Origin of the sequence: Halodesulfovibrio spirochaetisodalis (genome assembly GCF_001672295.1) — a bacterium.
GTDB classification, from domain to species: domain Bacteria; phylum Desulfobacterota; class Desulfovibrionia; order Desulfovibrionales; family Desulfovibrionaceae; genus Halodesulfovibrio; species Halodesulfovibrio spirochaetisodalis.
Window position 1 is genome coordinate 48,101 of record NZ_JXMS01000002.1, and the last position, 18,666, is coordinate 66,766.

Annotated in this window: 15 protein-coding genes and 1 tRNA gene; 5 read left to right on the top strand and 11 right to left on the bottom strand. The window is 42.6% G+C overall.

Going from position 1 to position 18,666, the window contains the following annotated elements; genetic code table 11:
* Positions 1–235: 235 nt before the first annotated feature.
* The 3 genes from SP90_RS01505 to SP90_RS01515 all read left to right on the top strand — a co-directional run bounded on the left by SP90_RS01505 (position 236) and on the right by SP90_RS01515 (position 4,050).
* On the top strand, positions 236–1,942 hold the full coding sequence (locus tag SP90_RS01505) for an ATP-binding protein (protein WP_066851838.1): 1,707 nt from the start codon (positions 236–238) through the stop codon (positions 1,940–1,942).
* A 105-nt stretch (positions 1,943–2,047) separates the two neighbouring features.
* Positions 2,048–2,139 (top strand) — tRNA-Ser (locus SP90_RS01510).
* Between the two features lie 135 nt (positions 2,140–2,274).
* Positions 2,275–4,050, top strand: a complete 1,776-nt coding sequence (locus SP90_RS01515) for a site-specific integrase (RefSeq protein WP_066851840.1) — start codon at positions 2,275–2,277, stop codon at positions 4,048–4,050.
* A gap of 187 nt (positions 4,051–4,237) precedes the next feature.
* Here SP90_RS01515 and SP90_RS01520 read toward each other — a convergent pair whose 3' ends face one another.
* The 6 genes from SP90_RS01520 to SP90_RS01545 all read right to left on the bottom strand — a co-directional run bounded on the left by SP90_RS01520 (position 4,238) and on the right by SP90_RS01545 (position 8,050).
* Positions 4,238–4,450, bottom strand: a complete 213-nt coding sequence (locus SP90_RS01520; RefSeq protein ID WP_157471158.1) for a hypothetical protein — start codon at positions 4,448–4,450, stop codon at positions 4,238–4,240.
* A 68-nt stretch (positions 4,451–4,518) separates the two neighbouring features.
* Positions 4,519–4,995 carry a GIY-YIG nuclease family protein gene (locus tag SP90_RS01525; protein ID WP_066851845.1) on the bottom strand — a complete coding sequence of 159 codons (477 nt, stop codon included), beginning with the start codon at positions 4,993–4,995 and terminating at the stop codon, positions 4,519–4,521.
* Between the two features lie 341 nt (positions 4,996–5,336).
* Positions 5,337–6,134, bottom strand: a complete 798-nt coding sequence (locus SP90_RS01530) for a helix-turn-helix domain-containing protein (protein ID WP_066851847.1) — start codon at positions 6,132–6,134, stop codon at positions 5,337–5,339.
* Positions 6,135–6,156: 22 nt separating this feature from the next.
* Complete coding sequence (locus SP90_RS01535) at positions 6,157–6,360, bottom strand: hypothetical protein (protein WP_157471159.1); 204 nt, start codon at positions 6,358–6,360, stop codon at positions 6,157–6,159.
* A 353-nt stretch (positions 6,361–6,713) separates the two neighbouring features.
* Positions 6,714–7,265: a recombinase family protein gene (locus SP90_RS01540; RefSeq protein ID WP_066851851.1), complete on the bottom strand. Its 552-nt coding sequence runs from the start codon at positions 7,263–7,265 to the stop codon at positions 6,714–6,716.
* A 122-nt stretch (positions 7,266–7,387) separates the two neighbouring features.
* Positions 7,388–8,050, bottom strand: coding sequence for a hypothetical protein (locus SP90_RS01545; protein WP_066851853.1), 663 nt, complete (start codon positions 8,048–8,050; stop codon positions 7,388–7,390).
* A gap of 17 nt (positions 8,051–8,067) precedes the next feature.
* On the opposite strand from SP90_RS01545, the gene SP90_RS01550 reads away from it, so the two are divergent.
* Positions 8,068–9,150: a hypothetical protein gene (locus SP90_RS01550; RefSeq protein WP_066851854.1), complete on the top strand. Its 1,083-nt coding sequence runs from the start codon at positions 8,068–8,070 to the stop codon at positions 9,148–9,150.
* Positions 9,151–9,737: 587 nt separating this feature from the next.
* Complete coding sequence (locus SP90_RS01555) at positions 9,738–11,489, top strand: SulP family inorganic anion transporter (protein ID WP_197498737.1); 1,752 nt, start codon at positions 9,738–9,740, stop codon at positions 11,487–11,489.
* A 106-nt stretch (positions 11,490–11,595) separates the two neighbouring features.
* On the opposite strand, the gene SP90_RS01560 is transcribed toward SP90_RS01555, so the two are convergent.
* The 5 genes from SP90_RS01560 to betC are packed head-to-tail and all read right to left on the bottom strand — an operon-like array spanning position 11,596 to position 18,269.
* On the bottom strand, positions 11,596–12,498 hold the full coding sequence (locus SP90_RS01560; RefSeq protein ID WP_082936243.1) for a LysR family transcriptional regulator: 903 nt from the start codon (positions 12,496–12,498) through the stop codon (positions 11,596–11,598).
* Positions 12,499–12,556: 58 nt separating this feature from the next.
* A complete protein-coding gene (locus tag SP90_RS01565) occupies positions 12,557–13,699 on the bottom strand; it encodes an anaerobic sulfatase maturase (protein ID WP_066851860.1) in 1,143 nt (380 codons plus the stop codon).
* A 44-nt stretch (positions 13,700–13,743) separates the two neighbouring features.
* Positions 13,744–14,718, bottom strand: coding sequence for a TAXI family TRAP transporter solute-binding subunit (locus SP90_RS01570; protein WP_066851862.1), 975 nt, complete (start codon positions 14,716–14,718; stop codon positions 13,744–13,746).
* Positions 14,719–14,733: 15 nt separating this feature from the next.
* Positions 14,734–16,698 carry a TRAP transporter permease gene (locus tag SP90_RS01575; protein WP_082936244.1) on the bottom strand — a complete coding sequence of 655 codons (1,965 nt, stop codon included), beginning with the start codon at positions 16,696–16,698 and terminating at the stop codon, positions 14,734–14,736.
* A 35-nt stretch (positions 16,699–16,733) separates the two neighbouring features.
* Entirely contained in the window at positions 16,734–18,269 is a 1,536-nt protein-coding gene (gene betC, locus SP90_RS01580) for a choline-sulfatase (protein WP_066851864.1), read from the bottom strand.
* Positions 18,270–18,666 lie beyond the last annotated feature (397 nt).

Here is an 18,666-nt window from a genome sequence, read left to right on the forward strand (position 1 = left end):
TTCAGTGTGTTAGCTCTTTAAATCGAGTGCTCTAGTAGTTTTTATTGCTTGTGCAAAAAATATTAAGGCCGGAGAGCCGGAGAAAATGAGGATAAAATTAGTTTTTCATAAAAATAAGCAGGTTAGCTTTTTAAAGAAATTCTTGGTGAATGTTGCATAATAGGAAGATTTTTTTTTGAAGCTATGGTAATGAGGGGTGTGATTTCATGTATATGTGCAAGAACTGGGAGCGCATATGGATAAGAATTTTAGAGAAGGTTGCTTGCTGCTTAGCACATTACAAGGTGAGAGGCAGTCTTTGCCGGATCCCGTTGATTTTGCAACCGCCATAGAAAAAATTGTCGAGCTCGAAGAGTACTCTGCTAGGCTCGAACTTGAAGCAGCAACAGCAAAGCGTGAAGCAGCGTTGTTGCGCGATATTTTGCGTGCTATTCCTGCGGACACCACTGTGTATACCGCTGATGATCAAATTTTATATGCGACGACCTCGGCTGCAGACACACAGTGGACCCCTGCGCTCAGTGAGCTGTATGCCAGAGAGGGCAAGCATCGTCGTTCACCAGAGGGTGACAAAGTTGACCAGCAGACAAAAGAGGTTCTGGAGAAAGGCGAGAGCTGCTCATCCATTGAATGTCATGCGAAAACAGGTGCGCACCGGAATGTTCAGTATATTCCTTTGCGATCTCACAACGGTGAACCGTTGTTGTTGAAATATGCGCACGATGTAACTCGCGAACTCGAAATGGCTCAGGAACTGCGGGCTGCGAAGGATGCAGCAGAGGCTGCCGACAAGGCTAAAAGCGATTTTCTGACAACCATGAGTCATGAAATACGTACGCCGATGAACGGCCTTCTCGGCATGCTTGATCTTGCGCTGGATACGGAACTCGATGGGGAACAGCGGGAGTATCTTGAAGCAGTTGAGAATTCAGCCGAGTCCTTGCTTGTGCTGATCAACCAGATTTTAGATTTTTCCAAGATTGAAGCCGGAGTTCTTGAGATAGACAATCAGGCTTTCAGGCTACGTAAGCGCCTTTCTGCCTTGCGGACGATGTTCTTTCATCGGGCGGAAGAGCGTTGTTTAAAGCTTATGTTTACTGTTCCGGATGATGTACCGGACGTTATTGTGGGTGATTTCCCTCGTATCCGGCAAGTCATCGTAAACCTTCTTGATAATGCGCTTAAGTTTACAGACGGAGGGACAGTACAGCTTTCAGTGGAGCTTCAAGCCCTTGAACAGGATACTGCTCAATTACGTTTTTCAGTGAAGGATAGCGGAATAGGAATCCGTAAAGAACATCAACAAGCTATTTTTGAACGATTTGTCCAGTCTGACAGCTCTGTTTCACGCCAATACCAGGGAACCGGTCTCGGGCTCGCCATTTGTCGTAAGTTAGTTGAACTGATGGGCGGTGTCTTAGAAGTTACCAGTACTCCCGGAGAAGGGGCAGAGTTCTTTTTCACGCTGTCATTCCAGCTTGGTAAATTGAATGAGCATGGTGACGTGGCAACGCGTGAGACAGCAATGGCAAAGCCTGTGTTAGGAAGCAGCAAGAAAGTACTTGTTGTTGATGATAATGCTGTGAATTTGAAGTATATGGATATCTTCCTGAAAAAACAGGGGTTCGAAGTAGAATTGGCAACAAACGGCCTTGAAGCTCTTGAAGCTTTAGGAGCTGACCCCTTTGATTTGGTCTTGATGGATATTGCTATGCCGCAGATGGATGGACTGGAAGCAACCCGTAGAATCAGGGAGTCGACAGATTTTTCTGTTAATCCGGACGTTCCGGTCGTGGCCATGACCGCCCATGCCTTAAAAGGTGACAGGGAAGCCTTTCTTGCTGCAGGGATGAATGAATACGTTGGAAAACCTATAAATCCAGACAACTTACTTCGTGTCTTGTTTGACCTGTTGCAGTGTGAAAAAGCCGCTACAGGCTAGCAGAAAAAGAAAAAATTAAAAAAATTGCGTTAAGTGCTTGCGCTTTGAATCGTAATTCTCTATACAGACCACCTCTGCTTCGCAAGAAGCATTACAAGAGAACACGGAGAGGTGGCAGAGCTCGGTTGAACGCGGCGGTCTTGAAAACCGTTGAAGGTTTGCGCCTTCCGGGGGTTCGAATCCCTCCCTCTCCGCCATTAAGAAATTAACCCCTTGATTTATCGAGGGGTTTTCTTGTATCTAATGCCTGTCTGACGCTTCCAGTAGCACTTTTTGGGGTACTTTTGGGGTATTTTCCCCCAAGTATGACCCAGAAGCTGGAGCATATATCTATGTCGAATTACATCGAACGCCACGGAAAAGGTTGGCGTTTTTGTCTTCGTATCCCACCTGAGTATCAAGCCTTTGAAAACAACCGAAAGGTAATCAAGAAGAGCCTCAAGACCGCAGACAAGCGTGAAGCATCGCGCCTTGCGAAGGGGGTGTACAATTCTATCCAGAAACGATGGCATGATTTCGCTACAAAGCAGGATCAGCCGCTTGATTACGAAGAGCTTGATATGCATATCAAGCAGTATCTTTTTGACCTCCAAGCCAAAGACAAAAAGAATCGTCGAGATTTTAGTGGAATGGTTCCTAAGTGGCTCTTGCCATACACCTCTTCTGGAATGCACAGCAATGAAGAGCTTGCCTGCCTTCATTGGGTAGATGAGTATCAACGGATGCTCAAAGACCCGTGGTATCCGAGCCTTGATCCACAGGAATTTCATGATCCTTATGTAGCGTTTGCATATCTTACGTCTGAGATTGAAGGTTTTAAGAAGCGTTTTGGGTATGTTACGCCTGCTGAAAGCTCTAAGGAGTTCACTATAGGGCAGGAAGTCACCAAGGCTCATATCCAGTTAGAGCGATTGAGAGCAGCACGAGCGAAGGGGGATCTTGCTCAAGAGCAGTTTATCTTCAATGCTCTTTTTCCTTCTGGTGCCCCTCAAGATGCTAACGTTTCAACTGCTTCTACCTGTTCATCTTTGGTTGAGTCTGGTGCTCCATTATTGAAGCTTTCTGAGGTGTTTGATCGATGGAAAGAAGAGCACCTGCGGTATAACAGGGCACCCAAGACCGTTACTGACTTCAAGTCTCAGGTGTCGCGCTTTATTGAATACCATGGTGATATGCCTATAGCTGAGGTTACACGACGGCATGTGTTTGAGTTTCGGGATGCAATGCTTGACCACCCAGCATGCTTAACCAAGGCAATGCGCGAACTTTCCATTAGAGAGCGTATTGAGGTTGCTAAAAGTGACCCATCGGTCAAGAAGGTGAGTCCGAGAACTGTGAATGAAAAGTGCGTAGCAGCTTTAAGTGCTGTTTTTGGCTATGCAGAGCGTGAATTGCTGATTGAATCTAATCCTGCACATAATGCTAAAAAACGTGTTCAAGCTACGCATAGAAGCCGTCAAGCGTATACAGATGAAGACTTGAAGTGTATTTTTGAGTCTTTTCCTGTTTATACTGAAGGATACAGACCTAAAGTGAGTTTGGGCGAGGCTGCTTTTTGGCTGCCGTTGCTTGGACTTTTTACAGGGGCTCGGCTGGAGGAACTTGGCCAGTTGTTAGTGGACGATGTGAGGCAATCTTCTGATGTCTGGTATCTCGACTTGATGGGGAGAAACGATACGCCCGAAGGGAAGAAGCAGCGTTTTAAGAATGTGGCCTCTCATCGAGAAGTTCCAGTTCATAGTAAGCTGATAAAAATAGGTTTTCTTGAATTTGTGAACGAACAGAAGGCGGCTGGGCATGTATGGCTTTTTCACGAGCTTCCAGAGAATACGGACAAGCGCACAGACCGTTTTAGTAAGTGGTGGAATCGTTATTCAAGACAACATGGTGGCTTTGATAGTTCAAAAGTGTTTCATAGCTTCAGGCATACTGTAAAAAATGCTTTTCGCCGAGCTGAATCCGACATGAGGATTGCTGACCGCCTTCAGGGACATTCCCTTGGAACTGAGGGGAGTAAGTACGGGGATGATGTTCCTGTGAATATTTCTCAGAAAACAATTGAGCTTCTAAGATATGATGTGGATTTTAGCCCGCTGTATCGAAACTAAAAGAATAAACGTCTAAGGCTAGTAGTTAGGCGCACGTAAGGCCTATAGGTCGATTCTTAGCAACGTTTATAAGCTAGACGGCTCATTGGTCATGCTTGTGAATACATCGCTTAGAATCAAAAAATGGTTATCTGTGCTGAAAATAAGAAAAAAGGGGCGTTAAGCCCCTTTTTATATTGTGCACCATTTATTGAACTTGTTTGAGACTAAGAAAGTCTCTGCAGTGCTCCTCAAGCTTTTCAAGAGCTTCTATTCCGCTAATTTTTTCCGTGCAGAGTTGTTCACCGATATACTCAACAACTCCTTGAAATTCGCCAACAAAGACAGCGTGGTGGGCTTCTTCATCGCACCGGATGCACATGTTTTCAACGCCAAAACATGGATGAGGTCGCTTAATCATTTTTCTTTCACAAATATCACAATTTACTATGTGCATTTTATTTCCTTTATATTGTAGTCATAGTGTGGTTAGCCGCCGATACGAGTATTCCAGCCAATATTTCGCCCATTTCGAAGCATCTGCTCCATCATTTCCGTCAGCCTATTTCGAGTACAAGCAAAAATGATTAATACAGCGTCGTCATAGTGTTTTTGCATAAATTGACACATGCGCCGATTTGGAAATTTGTTCTTTCTGGCAGCCCAACGGTGGGACATAAAACGTTTATGAGGGTTTTTAGAGATTCCAATATATCCCTCAAAGATATCTTCAAGCTTATCTGGTGTAGTAATGTGATAAGCGTACCTAAGCTCACTAGTGTCTTTGAGGTTTCGTTTGACATCAAATGCTGCCAGTTGCCATGCAGTGCCAAAAGTGTTTTGCCATCCTTTTTTTCTCAAATGGCTGTAGTGCTGAATCACATCGTCATACGTGCTCAGTACTACATGCTTTTGTCTCCAGTATTCTGGAATGTTTAGTCTTTTCATTACATCAAAGTTGTTCATTTCTTGTATAATCGCTCTTGTTATCTGGAGTAGTTCGCAATTTTCTCAAAAATGGGGGGTCACAAAATTGTGCCCCATCTCAACAGAGTTACTGAAGGTGTTGTTTTTTTACAGGGGGGGCTGGAAATTTTTATATTGCTTGAAATACCATACGATTACCTTAAGTATACACTGCAAGACTTCTTCATCGCGGGCGATTTTTAGGCAAATACAGCTTGGTTATGCTCAAAGAAGATCGATGGTTATAGCCAAAGATAGTGAGGTGCTACTCATCAATGATGAGAAAGAATGGTTCTTTATTCATCAATACTATTTGCTATATAAAAGTTCCCCCAACGTTCTTACTTACTTTTATTCGACCAGTGTTCCTCAACAATTTCTGAACTTGTCAATTCGCCCTGTGTTACCAGCGTTAAAAAATTTTCTGGCAGGTTATAAACTTGAGCCACTGTCTCTTTCCGCTTCTTTTTCCTGCCAAATCCTTTCTGTCGCATTAGCATGCGCCTGAAGTCATCAAGTCTTCTCTTTAAACACTCATCCATGAAGGATTTGAATTTGGCTCCCTTCTCTGGGCGATAATCCTGAAGGATTTCTGCAAGTGTAACGCCAACAAAGGAGAGAAGTTCATCACGCTCAAACTCGAAGCCCTCACGGAGAAGTTCCTGCATAAAAAGATCGGTGTAGAATTCTAATTTCAAACGGATATCGTGCTCTTGCACAAGGAATTCAATTTCTGCAGTTTTCTTGGTGCCCGTTTTTCTCTTCTTTAAGCTTTCAGTTGAGCTTCGTTTCAATAACGCCTTAGAAAGGATTCTCTTGACTGTTGCGACGGACACTTGAAGCTGATGAGCAATTTCTTGATTAGCTGCACCTCTCATCCAGAGTCTACGGACTTTTTCACGCTCCTTGAGTTTTGAAGGAAGAACGCCTTTAAATGTCTGGAGCTCTTGAGTGACTGCTTTTGTTATAAGCCTCTTATGTTCGATAACTTCCTCTAGATAGCAGCTTGCACTAATTACTTCAGATTCTAGTTCTGGGTCTTCCTCAAATGCTGTTTTTGCATGACTACAAATCGTGGAGTTCATGCATTCCCAGAGTATTTCGGCATGTAATCCTTCAATCTCTTGATCTTTTTTCATGAATATTCTTCTGTAGATGGCTCTAATGGAAAACTTGACTGGCTGCAGGATTATTCATTGTTGTTTTTGCAACGTAAATATGATGCAGGATGCTAATCATCTCTTTGGTAAGGTTTTCATACACTTTTTCTGGTGTTGTTTTTGACTCAAGAAGATCTTTTTGAATTTCAAAAATTATATACTGAATAGATTCAAGTGTAGAATAGACATTGGCAAATTCTTCCATAGAAAAATCCTTTTTTATTGTTTCAAATGTGAACATGATGAGTAAGCTTATTTTGTCTGACGAGCTTCCAACAGTTATTTTCCGTTTTTTAAAATCAGAAGCGTTTTATCACGTCTAAAATTTTTGTCAATAACCTATTGAAAAGAATACTGATCTTGAAATGTCGTCAACAAATTTTCAAAAACCGAATAGAGCATTTTCACAGTTCGTTTAAATAATTCTTAATTTTAGAATGTTATTGCATGTCGACTGCCAAGCTCCCTAACGCTACCCCAGTTATTATTGACAACATTTTGTCGCTGCTTTGTTAAAAGGAGAATAAAAAAAGCGACCATCATGGTCGCTTCGTAGTGCTATTGCTTTGCTTGGCGTTTTATTCGCTTTACTGTCGAGACTGAACATCCAAATTTGTCGGCAGTCTTACTGATAGAGTTCCCTTGCTGGACGAACTCCAACACTGCCTCTCGTTCAAACTGCCGCTTTCGTCCCTTATACTTCCCAGCCGCTTTGGCTTTCTCAATTCCGGCGGCTTGTCGTTCTTTCCTGAGGTTCGTTTCGAATTCGGCAAATACACCCAACATCTGTAAAAACGCTTTGCCGCTTGCTGTGCTGGTATCAATTTTCTGATCAAGAATCTCTAGGGCAGCACCTTTTTCGTCCAGCAGGCTCACGATCTCGAGCAAATCAGCCATGTTCCTTGCTAGCCGATCAAGTTTCCACACAACCAGTTTTTCACCTTCAGTGATGACCTTGAGGATTGTTTGAAGTTTCGGGCGGTCTGCATTGGTTCCTGATAGCTTCTCTTCGAAGATAATCGCTTCTGGATAGTGTTGTGTGATTGCATCGACCTGCATGGTCGTATCTTGTCCAGTGCTTGAAACGCGGCAGTAAGCAAATGTCTTCATGGTAAGCTCTCAGGTTGGTTCATTAGAGTTTAGACCCATCACCTTTTGATGGGTTCATAATTCCGTTACCAACCCTAATAGACCTCTATTGAACTAGGGTCAATAGAGTATGCTCAAGTGGACTAACTCTTTATAGAAAACTTAAGCTGATTTTCTTTAGCTTCATTGTGAAGGAGATAATTGAAAAACAAGTGACTGCTGAGAATAGAATAAATTTCTTCCATTCTTCGCCATGCGAAGGAACGGAAGTTTTGTGGTTGCTTTTGACCTTTTGGTGAGTTGATTTGATATTCAATTCTATCTCGGATTTTATTTAAACAAGCCACAACTTCAGGGTTGATTCTTATCTCTAGTCGTTCTATTTCATTGATTATTTCCAGCATGGCTTCGCAGAGTTTTATGGTAACCTCGTTAGGATGACCATATCCTCTGCGGTTGATAGTTCCCTTAAATAGGTAGGGTGTGGCGTCTGCACTGTTTATTTTAAAGAACTGTGTAGAGTGTCCTCCGTCGTTTCCAATAAAAACGTTGTCATCTACAATAGTTAAGTATCGATCAAATGCAGTACAGCAACGAAATAGTTTAACAATGTTTGTGATGTATTTTTTTGTTCGACGAAATGTCTGTATTCCAGAGGGAATAGTATTAAAAACTAAGTAGAAAATACACGCAGAAGCTGTTGAGTACGCAATGTTTTGGACAAATGTACCATACGATTTGTCATCCAGTTTGGCACATATTGTAAATATGATCGCTAAGGCGGCTAGTTCTAACAATTTGTGCATAGCAGTGAGGAAAAGTGATGTTTGATCAACAGTTTGAAAATTTGATGGAATGTGCAACGCAACTGGCGGACAATCCAAAGTACTTAGATGCGATAACTGCACATTATATTACCGGTGATAAGTGCCAGCTTGATATTAAGATTGATGATCCTGTCTGGGACTACATGAAAGATAGTTTGTCCATTGACACCGTATGTCTCATGCAGGCTTTATACAAGGATTTGACACACCTATTTAACCTTGACTCTGTAAATAAGTATACACCAGAAGAACTAAAAAAAGAATTCAATTCGCAGCTCGATTTCGCATACCATGAAGGGTGTATACAAATTAATGCTGATTTGTCTGGGATCGTTAATGTAATGTTTGATGGGTATAAGGATTTATTAAGTGCTAATTCAAGTAGATGGAACTGTGCTGTAAGTGGGTCTCTTTTTGCTTTGGCTATAGTGACGCTTGGAACCGAAGATTGGTATTCTTTGAAAAAATTACAAGTCTTAAAACGTGAAAATGCTTCAAATAACAATATTACTAAAGCGCTCGGCTATGCACATAAAATTTTAATGGGGTCTCGTGGTACTCCAGATTTCTTAGTGAAAACTTTGAGTAAAGGCGGTGTGGTGAGTGTAAATGGCGAAAAGCCAAAGACTGCTAGCCAGTTAAAAGCACTGAAATATAAAGATACTGTTGTCGATGAATATCACATAGACGATCGTTTTAAGCTTGAGGCATTTTCTTCTAATTTTGTGACTGCTCCTGTTGCAGGGAAAAGTCGACGCATGAGTCTTAAAGAGTTGGAGCCTGATGACGTTGAACGAATGGCACAATTGGCAAAAAAAGTAGTGCGAACTAAGCGAGCTGTTTACCAAAATTTGCAAGTGTCAGTTTTTTTTAAAGGTGTCGAATATGCTGGTGCTCAAGTTGACGGCTTTGGTGATAAACGCTCTGATGCCATTACTGCGGAAGAATTGTTCTCAAATCCACTTTATTCGTTTCCTGTAGAGCGTCGTATTCTCAAAAAGAAACAGAAGAATAAGAAAGATAATGATCCTAATTGGCTTGCTCTTCCAAACACTTTGCCTGACTCTAATGAAGAGTAAGATAACTTTCCTTACGCACTTGTTTTTGGGGGAATTCTGGGGCACATTGCCAAAAATCACTTACAACGAAGCGTCAGTTTTTTCGAGTGATTCCTATTGTAAAACAATGGGTTAACGCTTCTTGATTTCGGAATGATGGGGTGCAGCTTTGTGTATCCCTCCCTCTCCGCCATGTAATTAAGCCCTTACAGTGAAAGCTGTGAGGGCTTTTTTTTGTCCAACGGCTTAGGTTAACGTGTTTGTCCAACTTTTCGTAAATACAAATGACTACCCCTTAGTGAACAGAACATAAGGGAATTCATTTCTTTATTTTTACTTATAGAACTATTGAATTTTTTTAAATATCTTTTGGTCAACATTGCTGTAAAAATAGCAATAGATGTAAAAGATAAGATTTTTTTGGCACCCTTTGGGTGCCATTTGTGTTTTTTATGGCAAAAAATTGCTTATACAGACTATTAGCTCTGCTAATATGAGAAGATAATAGCATGATTACGTATAAAATAAATTTTTTCTGCAAGTAATACATGAATACTACATATGTTTTAAGAGTATATAATTAACACTAAAGAAAAATAGGATACAACGTGCTGGACACAACAACACTGACTCGTTTTTTTCCTTTCCTTTACTGGCTGCAAGAATTTACCAAAGAAAAATGTAAGATGGATGTTAATGCAGGCTTAAGTGGAGCAATAATTGTTCTGCCGCAGGGGGTTGCATTTGCTACGATTGCCGGATTACCACCGGAGTTTGGCTTATATTCAGCCATGGTGCCAGCAATTGTTGCTGCTTTGTTTGGGTCTTCTCATCATTTGATATCTGGCCCTACCACAGCAATATCGTTAGTTATTTATCAAAATTTAAGTAGTATTTATGAACCTTTTTCAGCCGAATACATTGGCGCAGCTTTCTCTCTTGCATTGTTAACCGGAATTATTCAATTACTCTTCGGCATTATCAAGTTAGGAACATTGGTTAACTTTGTTTCGCACTCTGTTGTCGTAGGGTTTACAGCTGGTGCTGCTGTATTGATTGGCTTTAGCCAGTTAGGCAACTTTTTGGGTATGGCGTTACCACCAGGTATTCCCTTTTATGAAAAGGTGCCCCACATTTTGCAAAATATAGAGTTCATCAATAGTCCAGCAGTTGCAATTGCTTTGATTGCTCTACTTACCTCTATTTTTTTTCAAAAGTATTTTCCTAAAATTCCAGGAATGCTCTTTGCTCTTATTTTCGGTTCGGTTGCTGCACTATGCTTAGGTGGCGAGCAAGCCGGGATTAAACTTGTGGGAGCCTTGCCTGCTCAACTTCCACAGTTTGTTATTCCTCAGATTGACTTGCACACCATTCAGCAACTTGGCTCAAGTGCTTTTGCAATTGCTATTCTAGGATTGACAGAAGCTGTTTCTATTGCCCGTTCTATTGCAATGCACTCCAGGCAACGTATAGACACTAATCAGGAATTCTTGGGACAGGGGCTATCCAACATCGTCGGTAGTTTCTTTTCCTGTTATGCTGCATCCGGATCTTTTACCCGCACTGGCGTAAACTATACTGCTGGTGCTCGGACACCTGCTGCTGCAGTGTTTGCAGCAATTTTTTTGGCAATCATCCTGCTTTTGATTGCGCCTGTGACAGCCTACCTGCCCATCCCAGCTATGGCTGGAGTTCTCATGGTTGTTGCGTATCGCCTTGTTGATTTTCACCATATCCGCTCTATCATGGAAACAAGTCGTGCTGAACTTGTTGTTATGAGTGTAACCTTTTTCTCAACGCTCTTTTTACATCTTGAATTCGCAATTTACGTTGGCGTATTGCTCTCTCTGGTACTCTACATAAAAAAAACAGCCCATCCAGAGCTTAAATCGATTACCCTAAAACGAAATAAAACAGGTCAGGGAATGTTTGTGGAAGTTCAGGAAGAGCAACTTCTCGAATGCCCACAAATTAAGGTAGTACGCCTACGTGGTGAGATTTTTTTTGGTGCAATCGATAACATTATTGAAGCCTTGCATCGAGAACTTGAAAAAAGTCCGACCCAAACTAAGCTTCTTATCGTTTTGAAAGCTGTGACATTTATTGATGTAGCAGGGTGTGAGATGTTCTCTCACGAAAATACAACACTACGCCTTGAAGGGAAGGAAATGTATCTTTCTTCCCTTAATCCCGAGGTGTGTGAGATGCTTACACGTGCAGGCGTTCTTCAGCAGCTTGGTGAAGACCATATCTTTCCTGATAAGCAGACAGCCATCAGCACATTGGTTGAAAGAGTTAGCGACAACAAATGTCATTCTTGCAAAGCCAGAATATTTAGAGAATGCCAACACGTTGCGTAAGCAACAGCGATATAACTTATCAACTACTTATGCATACTATAATTAAAAAGCCCCCTATATTACAGGGGGCTTTTTAGTGGTAGTAATGGCTGTACGGTTTAAGAGGTCAGGATTCAAGAATATGAGTTAAAAGAGTTTGCTTAACACCTTGAACCTTGTTTCCTCTACGCTGAATAATTGAAACATTTTCTTTGGGAAAGATATGATTCAATATAATAAAATCTACAGTATCTTTATACATCTCTCTAAAAGGCTCATAGGACAGAATGCATGAAATACCAAGTCCACGACTCACATACTCTGCATTTAACTGAACATTTGGACTCTCCATAACCACCTTGTATGACAATCCGGCTTCGTCAAGCATTGCATCAAGAAGGCTACGCGCTGAAAACTTAACATTTTTTTGAGGTAAGATAAGAGGAAAACGAACGATATCCTCAAGTGTAACAATCTGTTTTGTAAGTTCATGCCCTTTGGGCACCATTAACGCGTATTCCCCGGCTCTCCATGGGGTTTGTTCCAAATTGCCAGGAACAGTCGATCCGTGAACAAGCGCAATATCAATAGCACCGGAAAGAACATCATCGATGCATTTTTGTGGATTCATGTGCTTGAGATACAATGAAACTGTAGGGTACTTTGCTTTAAAATCTTCCAGAATAGGAGGCAAATAACACTGCATTATTGCTAATGGTGCCGCTACACTTACCCTACCAGTAAAATCGCCCTTGAGCTCTGCAAGGTCATCCAACAACTCTTCTTTGTTGCGTACAAGTTTTTCCGTAAATTCAAATACGCGGTGTCCTTCATCTGTAAGCTGAACGCCTTGCTTGCCAATTCGTTCAAACAGCGTAACACTCAATTCCTGTTCCAGCTTTTTAATTTGCTGGCTTAGTGCTGACTGGGTTCTAAAGGTTGCCTCTGCAGCGCGGGTAAAACTGCCTAGTTTTACTATATGATAGAACCCGATTAATTGGTGTAGTTCCATACTTAGTCCCCAATTCATATCAAGTCCCTTAATGTGCAAGTAGCAACAACTGAAGCACTCATATGCCCTTTGCACATTAGACGGAACCTTGCCATCGAGCTGCAAGCTCTTTCAATTTAGGTATTGCGTAAGGTAGAAAAATCTTCATGGAAGCACAAAAATAATTCTGCTCAAACCCATTCGGATTATTCTTTCGATCTTTCAGGCACCCGCCGTTGCAGAAAGCTAGCCACTTACATTTTTTACATTTAGGGGATACATGTGCCTTGGCTCCACCAAAAAGCCGTTGCATTTTCCCGTTGAACAGTAGGCGCAAATCGTCCTGCAATACATTGCCACTTTTATGCGCTGGCTCAACGAAAAAATCACATGGGAACACATCGCCATTATGTTCAATAGCTAGATACGACCCACATTTCTTCTGTATTCCACATTCAATTCCAGTGTGTCCCAGGAGGGTAAAGAAAAGTGTCTCAAACTGGCGGACTGATGTAATAGGCCTACCATCTCTAAACTCGTTATACCAGCAATCAAAAATGCAGCACAAAAAATTGCCATAAGCTTTCGGAGATACAGAGAAAGCTGTCGCTTGCCCACGAAGATCTTTTTCAATAACCGGAATAAACTGTAAATAGCTAAAACCTTCACCTGTAAGGTACCTGTATGTCTCATCGGGATACTTTACAGAATAACTCGTAACGCAGCTAAGAATATTCGTTGCAACTCCAGCTTGAGCACACGTTTTTGCATTCATTGAAACAATATTCCATGTACCTTCACCATCTGCATCTTTTCGATAGGCATTATGCACATGCTCTGCACCATCCAGAGAAACCCCTACCAGAAAATCGTTTTTCTTAAAGAAAGAAATCCAATCTTCATTAAGTAAGGTGGCGTTTGTCTGGATTGCGTTACTGATGTTGATACCTGCACCATATTTTTTCTGTAGCTCAACTGCTTTTTCATAAAAAGAAAGACCTGCAAGTAGCGGCTCTCCACCCTGCCAGATGAAAGAGAATGATGACGGTGCATTAGTAAGAGCCTTTTTAATAGTGGCTTCCAGAACATCTTCTTGCATAATCACACAATGCGATGCTGAAGCTTCGGCTCCAAACATTTCATGCTTTTCCATGTAAAAACAGTAGGTACAACGTAAGTTGCACGAAGGGCCTGCAGGTTTGATCAACACGCAGGACAAATATTGAGGATCTCGCAGCATAATAGTAAAAGAGGCACCCCGTGAGGGGTGCCATGTAGTTTGAATTAATTAAATCGAGCATTCATTTCGGCTAAAAATGCATCAATCTCTGGATGATTCATTTCTTTATAGTAACGAATTGCTCCGGGATGTAGCGGAATAGACATACTCTGCAAAGCCGTTTTTAAAGAGGTGACACGCCAGCCACGATGTACCTTACCAAGGTCTTCAAGGTTTCCAAAAATAGACTTCATCATTTTGTAGACCAGCTCTTCAGAGACATCTGCACGCGCTACAAAGTTGTGACGATATGCAAGAGAACGAACCGATTTTTTCTGACCAGGGTATGTTCCGGCAGGAAGGTCGGTTATAAAGTACATCGGATTGTCTTTAAGAAGCTGCTTAAGCTTACTTTCATCAGCAGGAACCCAGTTAAGTTCGCGAGTCTGTGCCAAGTCCATCAGCGGAGCAAGTGGAATTGCACCAAACCACATTGCAGCATCTAATTGACCATTTTTCATTTTTTCAGTCATCTCTGGAAGGGTTTCAGAGAATGCTTCAAAATCATCACGAGTAAAACCAGATGCGCTGAGATACTTGAAGTTGTCTGCACGGGCGAGGGAGCCCGGAGGTCCCACGCCAATACGTTTTTGGGCAATATCACCAATAGCGCTGATATTAGAATCCTTCAAAGCTGGTAATTGCTGGTACGCAATCTGGTGTGAAAACATACCAAGCACCGGTACAGGCTTTTGATAAATGCCTTCACCTTTGTATGCCTGAAGGGCTGCTCCAGGAGCAGTAAATGCAAACTCAAGGTCACCAAGTCCCATCAAGTAAAGGTTGTGGATTCCACCTTTAGTTGCTTCCACTGTAAAATCAATCTCAGGAATCTCACGTCCAACTACATCAGCCACACCTGCCCCCATGGTGTAGAGAGCCATACCTACCGGGTTGGTTCCCACAGAAACAAAGGTTCTGGCAAATGCACTGGAATGGAATGCCAGCAGCATAAGCGCTGCAATAATAATGCGTTTCATATATTGCTCCTTCTACTAGCTGCTGACAGGTGCAGAGTTGGCAGCAAGGTTTTTACCGCCTTTCATCTGTGATATTGCCGCAAGAGCAAACATTAAGCCGCCAAGAGCGTTACCGCGCCAATCCGGATACACCAGAAGCACAGAACTAATAGCAAACAGTGCACGCTCCCATATGAAGCATGGACGTTTCCAGAATCCTACAACTGCAATCGCCAAGCTATATACACCGATCAACGCAGTAATCAGCGCGCTGACAATCTCCATTGGTTCACCTATTGCCACCAACTCCGGACCATACACAAACATATATGGTACGATGTATGTTGTGATGCCAATAAAGCAAGCGGTGAACCCTGTCTTGTTAGGATCAGTTTTCGCAATACCAGCCGCAGCGTATGCTGCAAGAGCAACTGGTGGAGTAATTGCGGAGATGATACCGAAGTAGAATATAAACATATGGGCTGCGATTGCAGGTACACCGGACATCTCTAACGCAGGGGCCACAAGTGCAGCGAGCAGGATGTACGCTGGCGCGGTCGGAAGCCCCATTCCGAGAATAAGAGAGGCGCACATTGTAAGAAGGAGTAGAATGAACTTAGAACCACCAGCTACTGCAATAAGCATTGCAGATAATTTTAGCGGAAGACCGGTGATTGTAACTGCACCAATAACAATACCTGCACTCGCACATGCCACAGTTACAGGGAGCATATTCATGGTTCCGTCAAACAACGACCAGAAGAATTTTTTCACATCCAGCCATGTTTCACGACGAGCAAAGCTAATAATCACAGTACCAACAATTGTCCAAAATCCTACGTACATTGCTGAGTAACCAGCGACTAATAAGCCAATGAGCAAAGCAATAGGAAGGAACAGGTGCATGCCTTTTGAAACTTGATCCATGCGTGGAGCGTCTTTATCAAGACCGGTTTTCAAACCGAGGCGCAGGGCTTCAAAATGAACAATTGCAAACTGTGAAAAGTAAAAAAGTAATGCTGGGATTGCTGCCGCCAGAGCAACTTCGCTATATGGGATACCGATAGTTTCTGCCATCTGGAACGCTGCGGCACCCATGATTGGAGGAGCCAGCTGCCCACCTGATGAGGCAACAGCAACCACCGCTGCTGCAAAGTTTCTGGTGTACCCTGAGCGCATCATCAAAGGGATGGTCAAAGAACCAGTTGTAACAACGTTTGCAACAGTACTGCCGGAAAGCATGCCAAGTAAGCCACTGGAAACAACAGCTGCTTTAGCAGGTCCACCAACAGAGCGCGCCGTAGCAAGACGAGCAAAATCTACAAAGTACCTTGAACCTCCTGAGCGATCCAGAAACGCAGCAAACAGGATAAAGAGGGCAATAACAGTTGCACATACACCAAGCGGAACACCCATGATGCCGGATTGTGTAAGGTACATCTGATATGCAATACGGCCTATTGAATACCCTCTATGCGCTAAAATCCCAGGTAGGAAATTACCAAAGTGAGCGTACAGCAGTGCAACAGCACAGATAATTGCTAGTGCGTTGCCCACAACACGGCGTACACTTTCGATCAGTAATACTGTCAAAACGATTCCGAGCAGCAACTCGAAATCTGTTGCCAAACCACCACGTTCTGCAATCACCTGGTAGTTCAAGGTCATGTAGATTCCCGGCAAGGCAGCAAGTCCAGCAAGAATCAAGTCGTAAACAGGAACTTTATAGCCCCCGTCTTCAGTTTTATTTTTCTGTCCTCTAATCGATACGGTCAGAAAGATTAACGTCATCATAAAAGATAAGTGCAAACTACGCTGGATAAGCGCAGTAAATACACCAAATGCGCCAGTATACAGATGGAAGACTGCCAATCCCACTGCAATAACTGCCACTATGTATCCTACAACTTTAGCCGCAACAGGATACATCAATATATTCAAGATGCCTGCTGAAGCTCCCGGCGGGGAGCTTGTTATATGAGTTTTTTCCTTATCGTGCACTTCTTCCTCCTCGTTTGCGCGAACCCAATTAACACCTATTTAAAAGCAGACTCGTTTTCAATACGCGGAATTCGCGCAAAAGCTTTGGTCTGCACAGCGCCAGCTTTGCGTACATACCGCTGGTCATCATTTTCAAAAACTTTGTAAGCCCATACCGGATCATTATCAGTCTGTTTTGCAATGAAAAGACGACGTTTCTGACTGGCAAGGATTTGTTCACGGATTTTTGTAGGATTCCAACCATCAAGAGCTACAGCGTTAAGCTCTTTACGGAGGTCAGCGTATTCTGGAAGGTCAGCAATGTTGGTCAACTCAAGAGGATCATTAGCAAGATCGTACATAATATCATCATGACCGTGGGTGTAGATATACTTCACAGAGCCACGTCTAACCATACGACATGGCGCAAGTGCCCCTTCACCAGTATATTCAACAATTATCTGGTCAAGACGATCGTCATCTTTACCGTCTTTCAGAAGCGGTACCAAGGACGTGCCTTCAAACTCGTCAATAACTTCATAGTTTTCACCGTTAGTTACGATATCAAGAACTGTCGGTGTCAAATCCACGAGAGACACGCATTTCTCAATTCGCTTCGGAGAGAACAGGGAAGGACAAGAAATAATGAGTGGTACGGTTGCAGAGTATTCGTAGAAGAGTTGCTTGTACCACTGACCACGCTCGCCGAGCATGTCTCCGTGGTCTGAGGTAAAGATAATGACGGTATCTTCGTACAGGTCACAATCTTTTAGCGCTGCTACAAGATTCCCCACTTTTTCATCAAGTGCGCTTACCATGCCGTAGTATGCATGGCGGGAATTACGAATCTGATCATCGGTTGGCTGATCGAGATCGCCTGCATGCGCGTAGTAAATCCACTTGGACATAGGGTCCATGTCTTCTTCTTTCATGGCAGGCACTCTTGGCATGTCGATTTCGTCCGAATCATACAGATCCCAATGCTCGGGACGACAAATAAACGGAGAATGCGGCTGGGTAAAAGAAACTGTCAGGAAAAATGGACGTTCTTCGTATCGTGCAAGGTCAAAAATCTTGCGAACACCGAAGTATTCAACTTCGTCATCATAGTCGATCTGAAGACTTCGTTTGCATTGGCCGGAGTTAACAACTGCGCTCAAGTTGATGCCGGTCGGTCGGTCACCAAGACCTTTTTCCCAGTTAGGAGCCCAGGAGAAGTTTGACGGGTAGATGTCTGTTGTTACACGTTCTTCATACCCATGAAGCTGATCAGGACCTACAAAGTGCATTTTGCCGCACAGGGTAGTGCTGTATCCCATGCCACGAAGATAATGCATAAGCGTAGGAGTCTCTGCCGGAGCTTCTGTCGCATTATCCCATACCCCTACAGTGTTTGCGTAACGCCCTGTGAGCATAGACATGCGGGAAGGAGCACAAAGCGGGAAGTTACAGTAAGAATTTTCGAATACAACGCCTTCACTGGCGAGTTTGTCGAGGTTAGGGGTTTTTACCACCTGATGACCATATGCAGGAAGTACCTTCGCAGTCATCTGATCTACTTGAATTAAAAGTATATTATGCTTTTTGGACATGACTTCTCCATAGAAAGATTTATCTTCTATGAAGAACTACACAATACGGAGGATAGTGAAAAATTAATTGTACTAATAAACGATAGTAGTTGTGAATATGAAGCTGAATTAACAAGATGTATTAAGTGTTCCACTATCTCCCTCTCCAGCCCTTACAGTGAAAGCTGTGAGGGATTTTTTTTGTATCCAATCTTTGAGCGGTACTAAGTTACTAAGCAGTCTTCCAAAATTTATGCTTGGGAGAGAGTGGGAAAACGGAATGATACCATGCTTCATTATGGCTCAAAAATTAAGCCATTAAACAAGATAAGATAAACATGATTCAAAAAGGCTCTTTCCAGCCAGTTGGAAAGAGCCTTTGATTTATCATCCCGAGTAGTTTTAGTACTACTTGGGG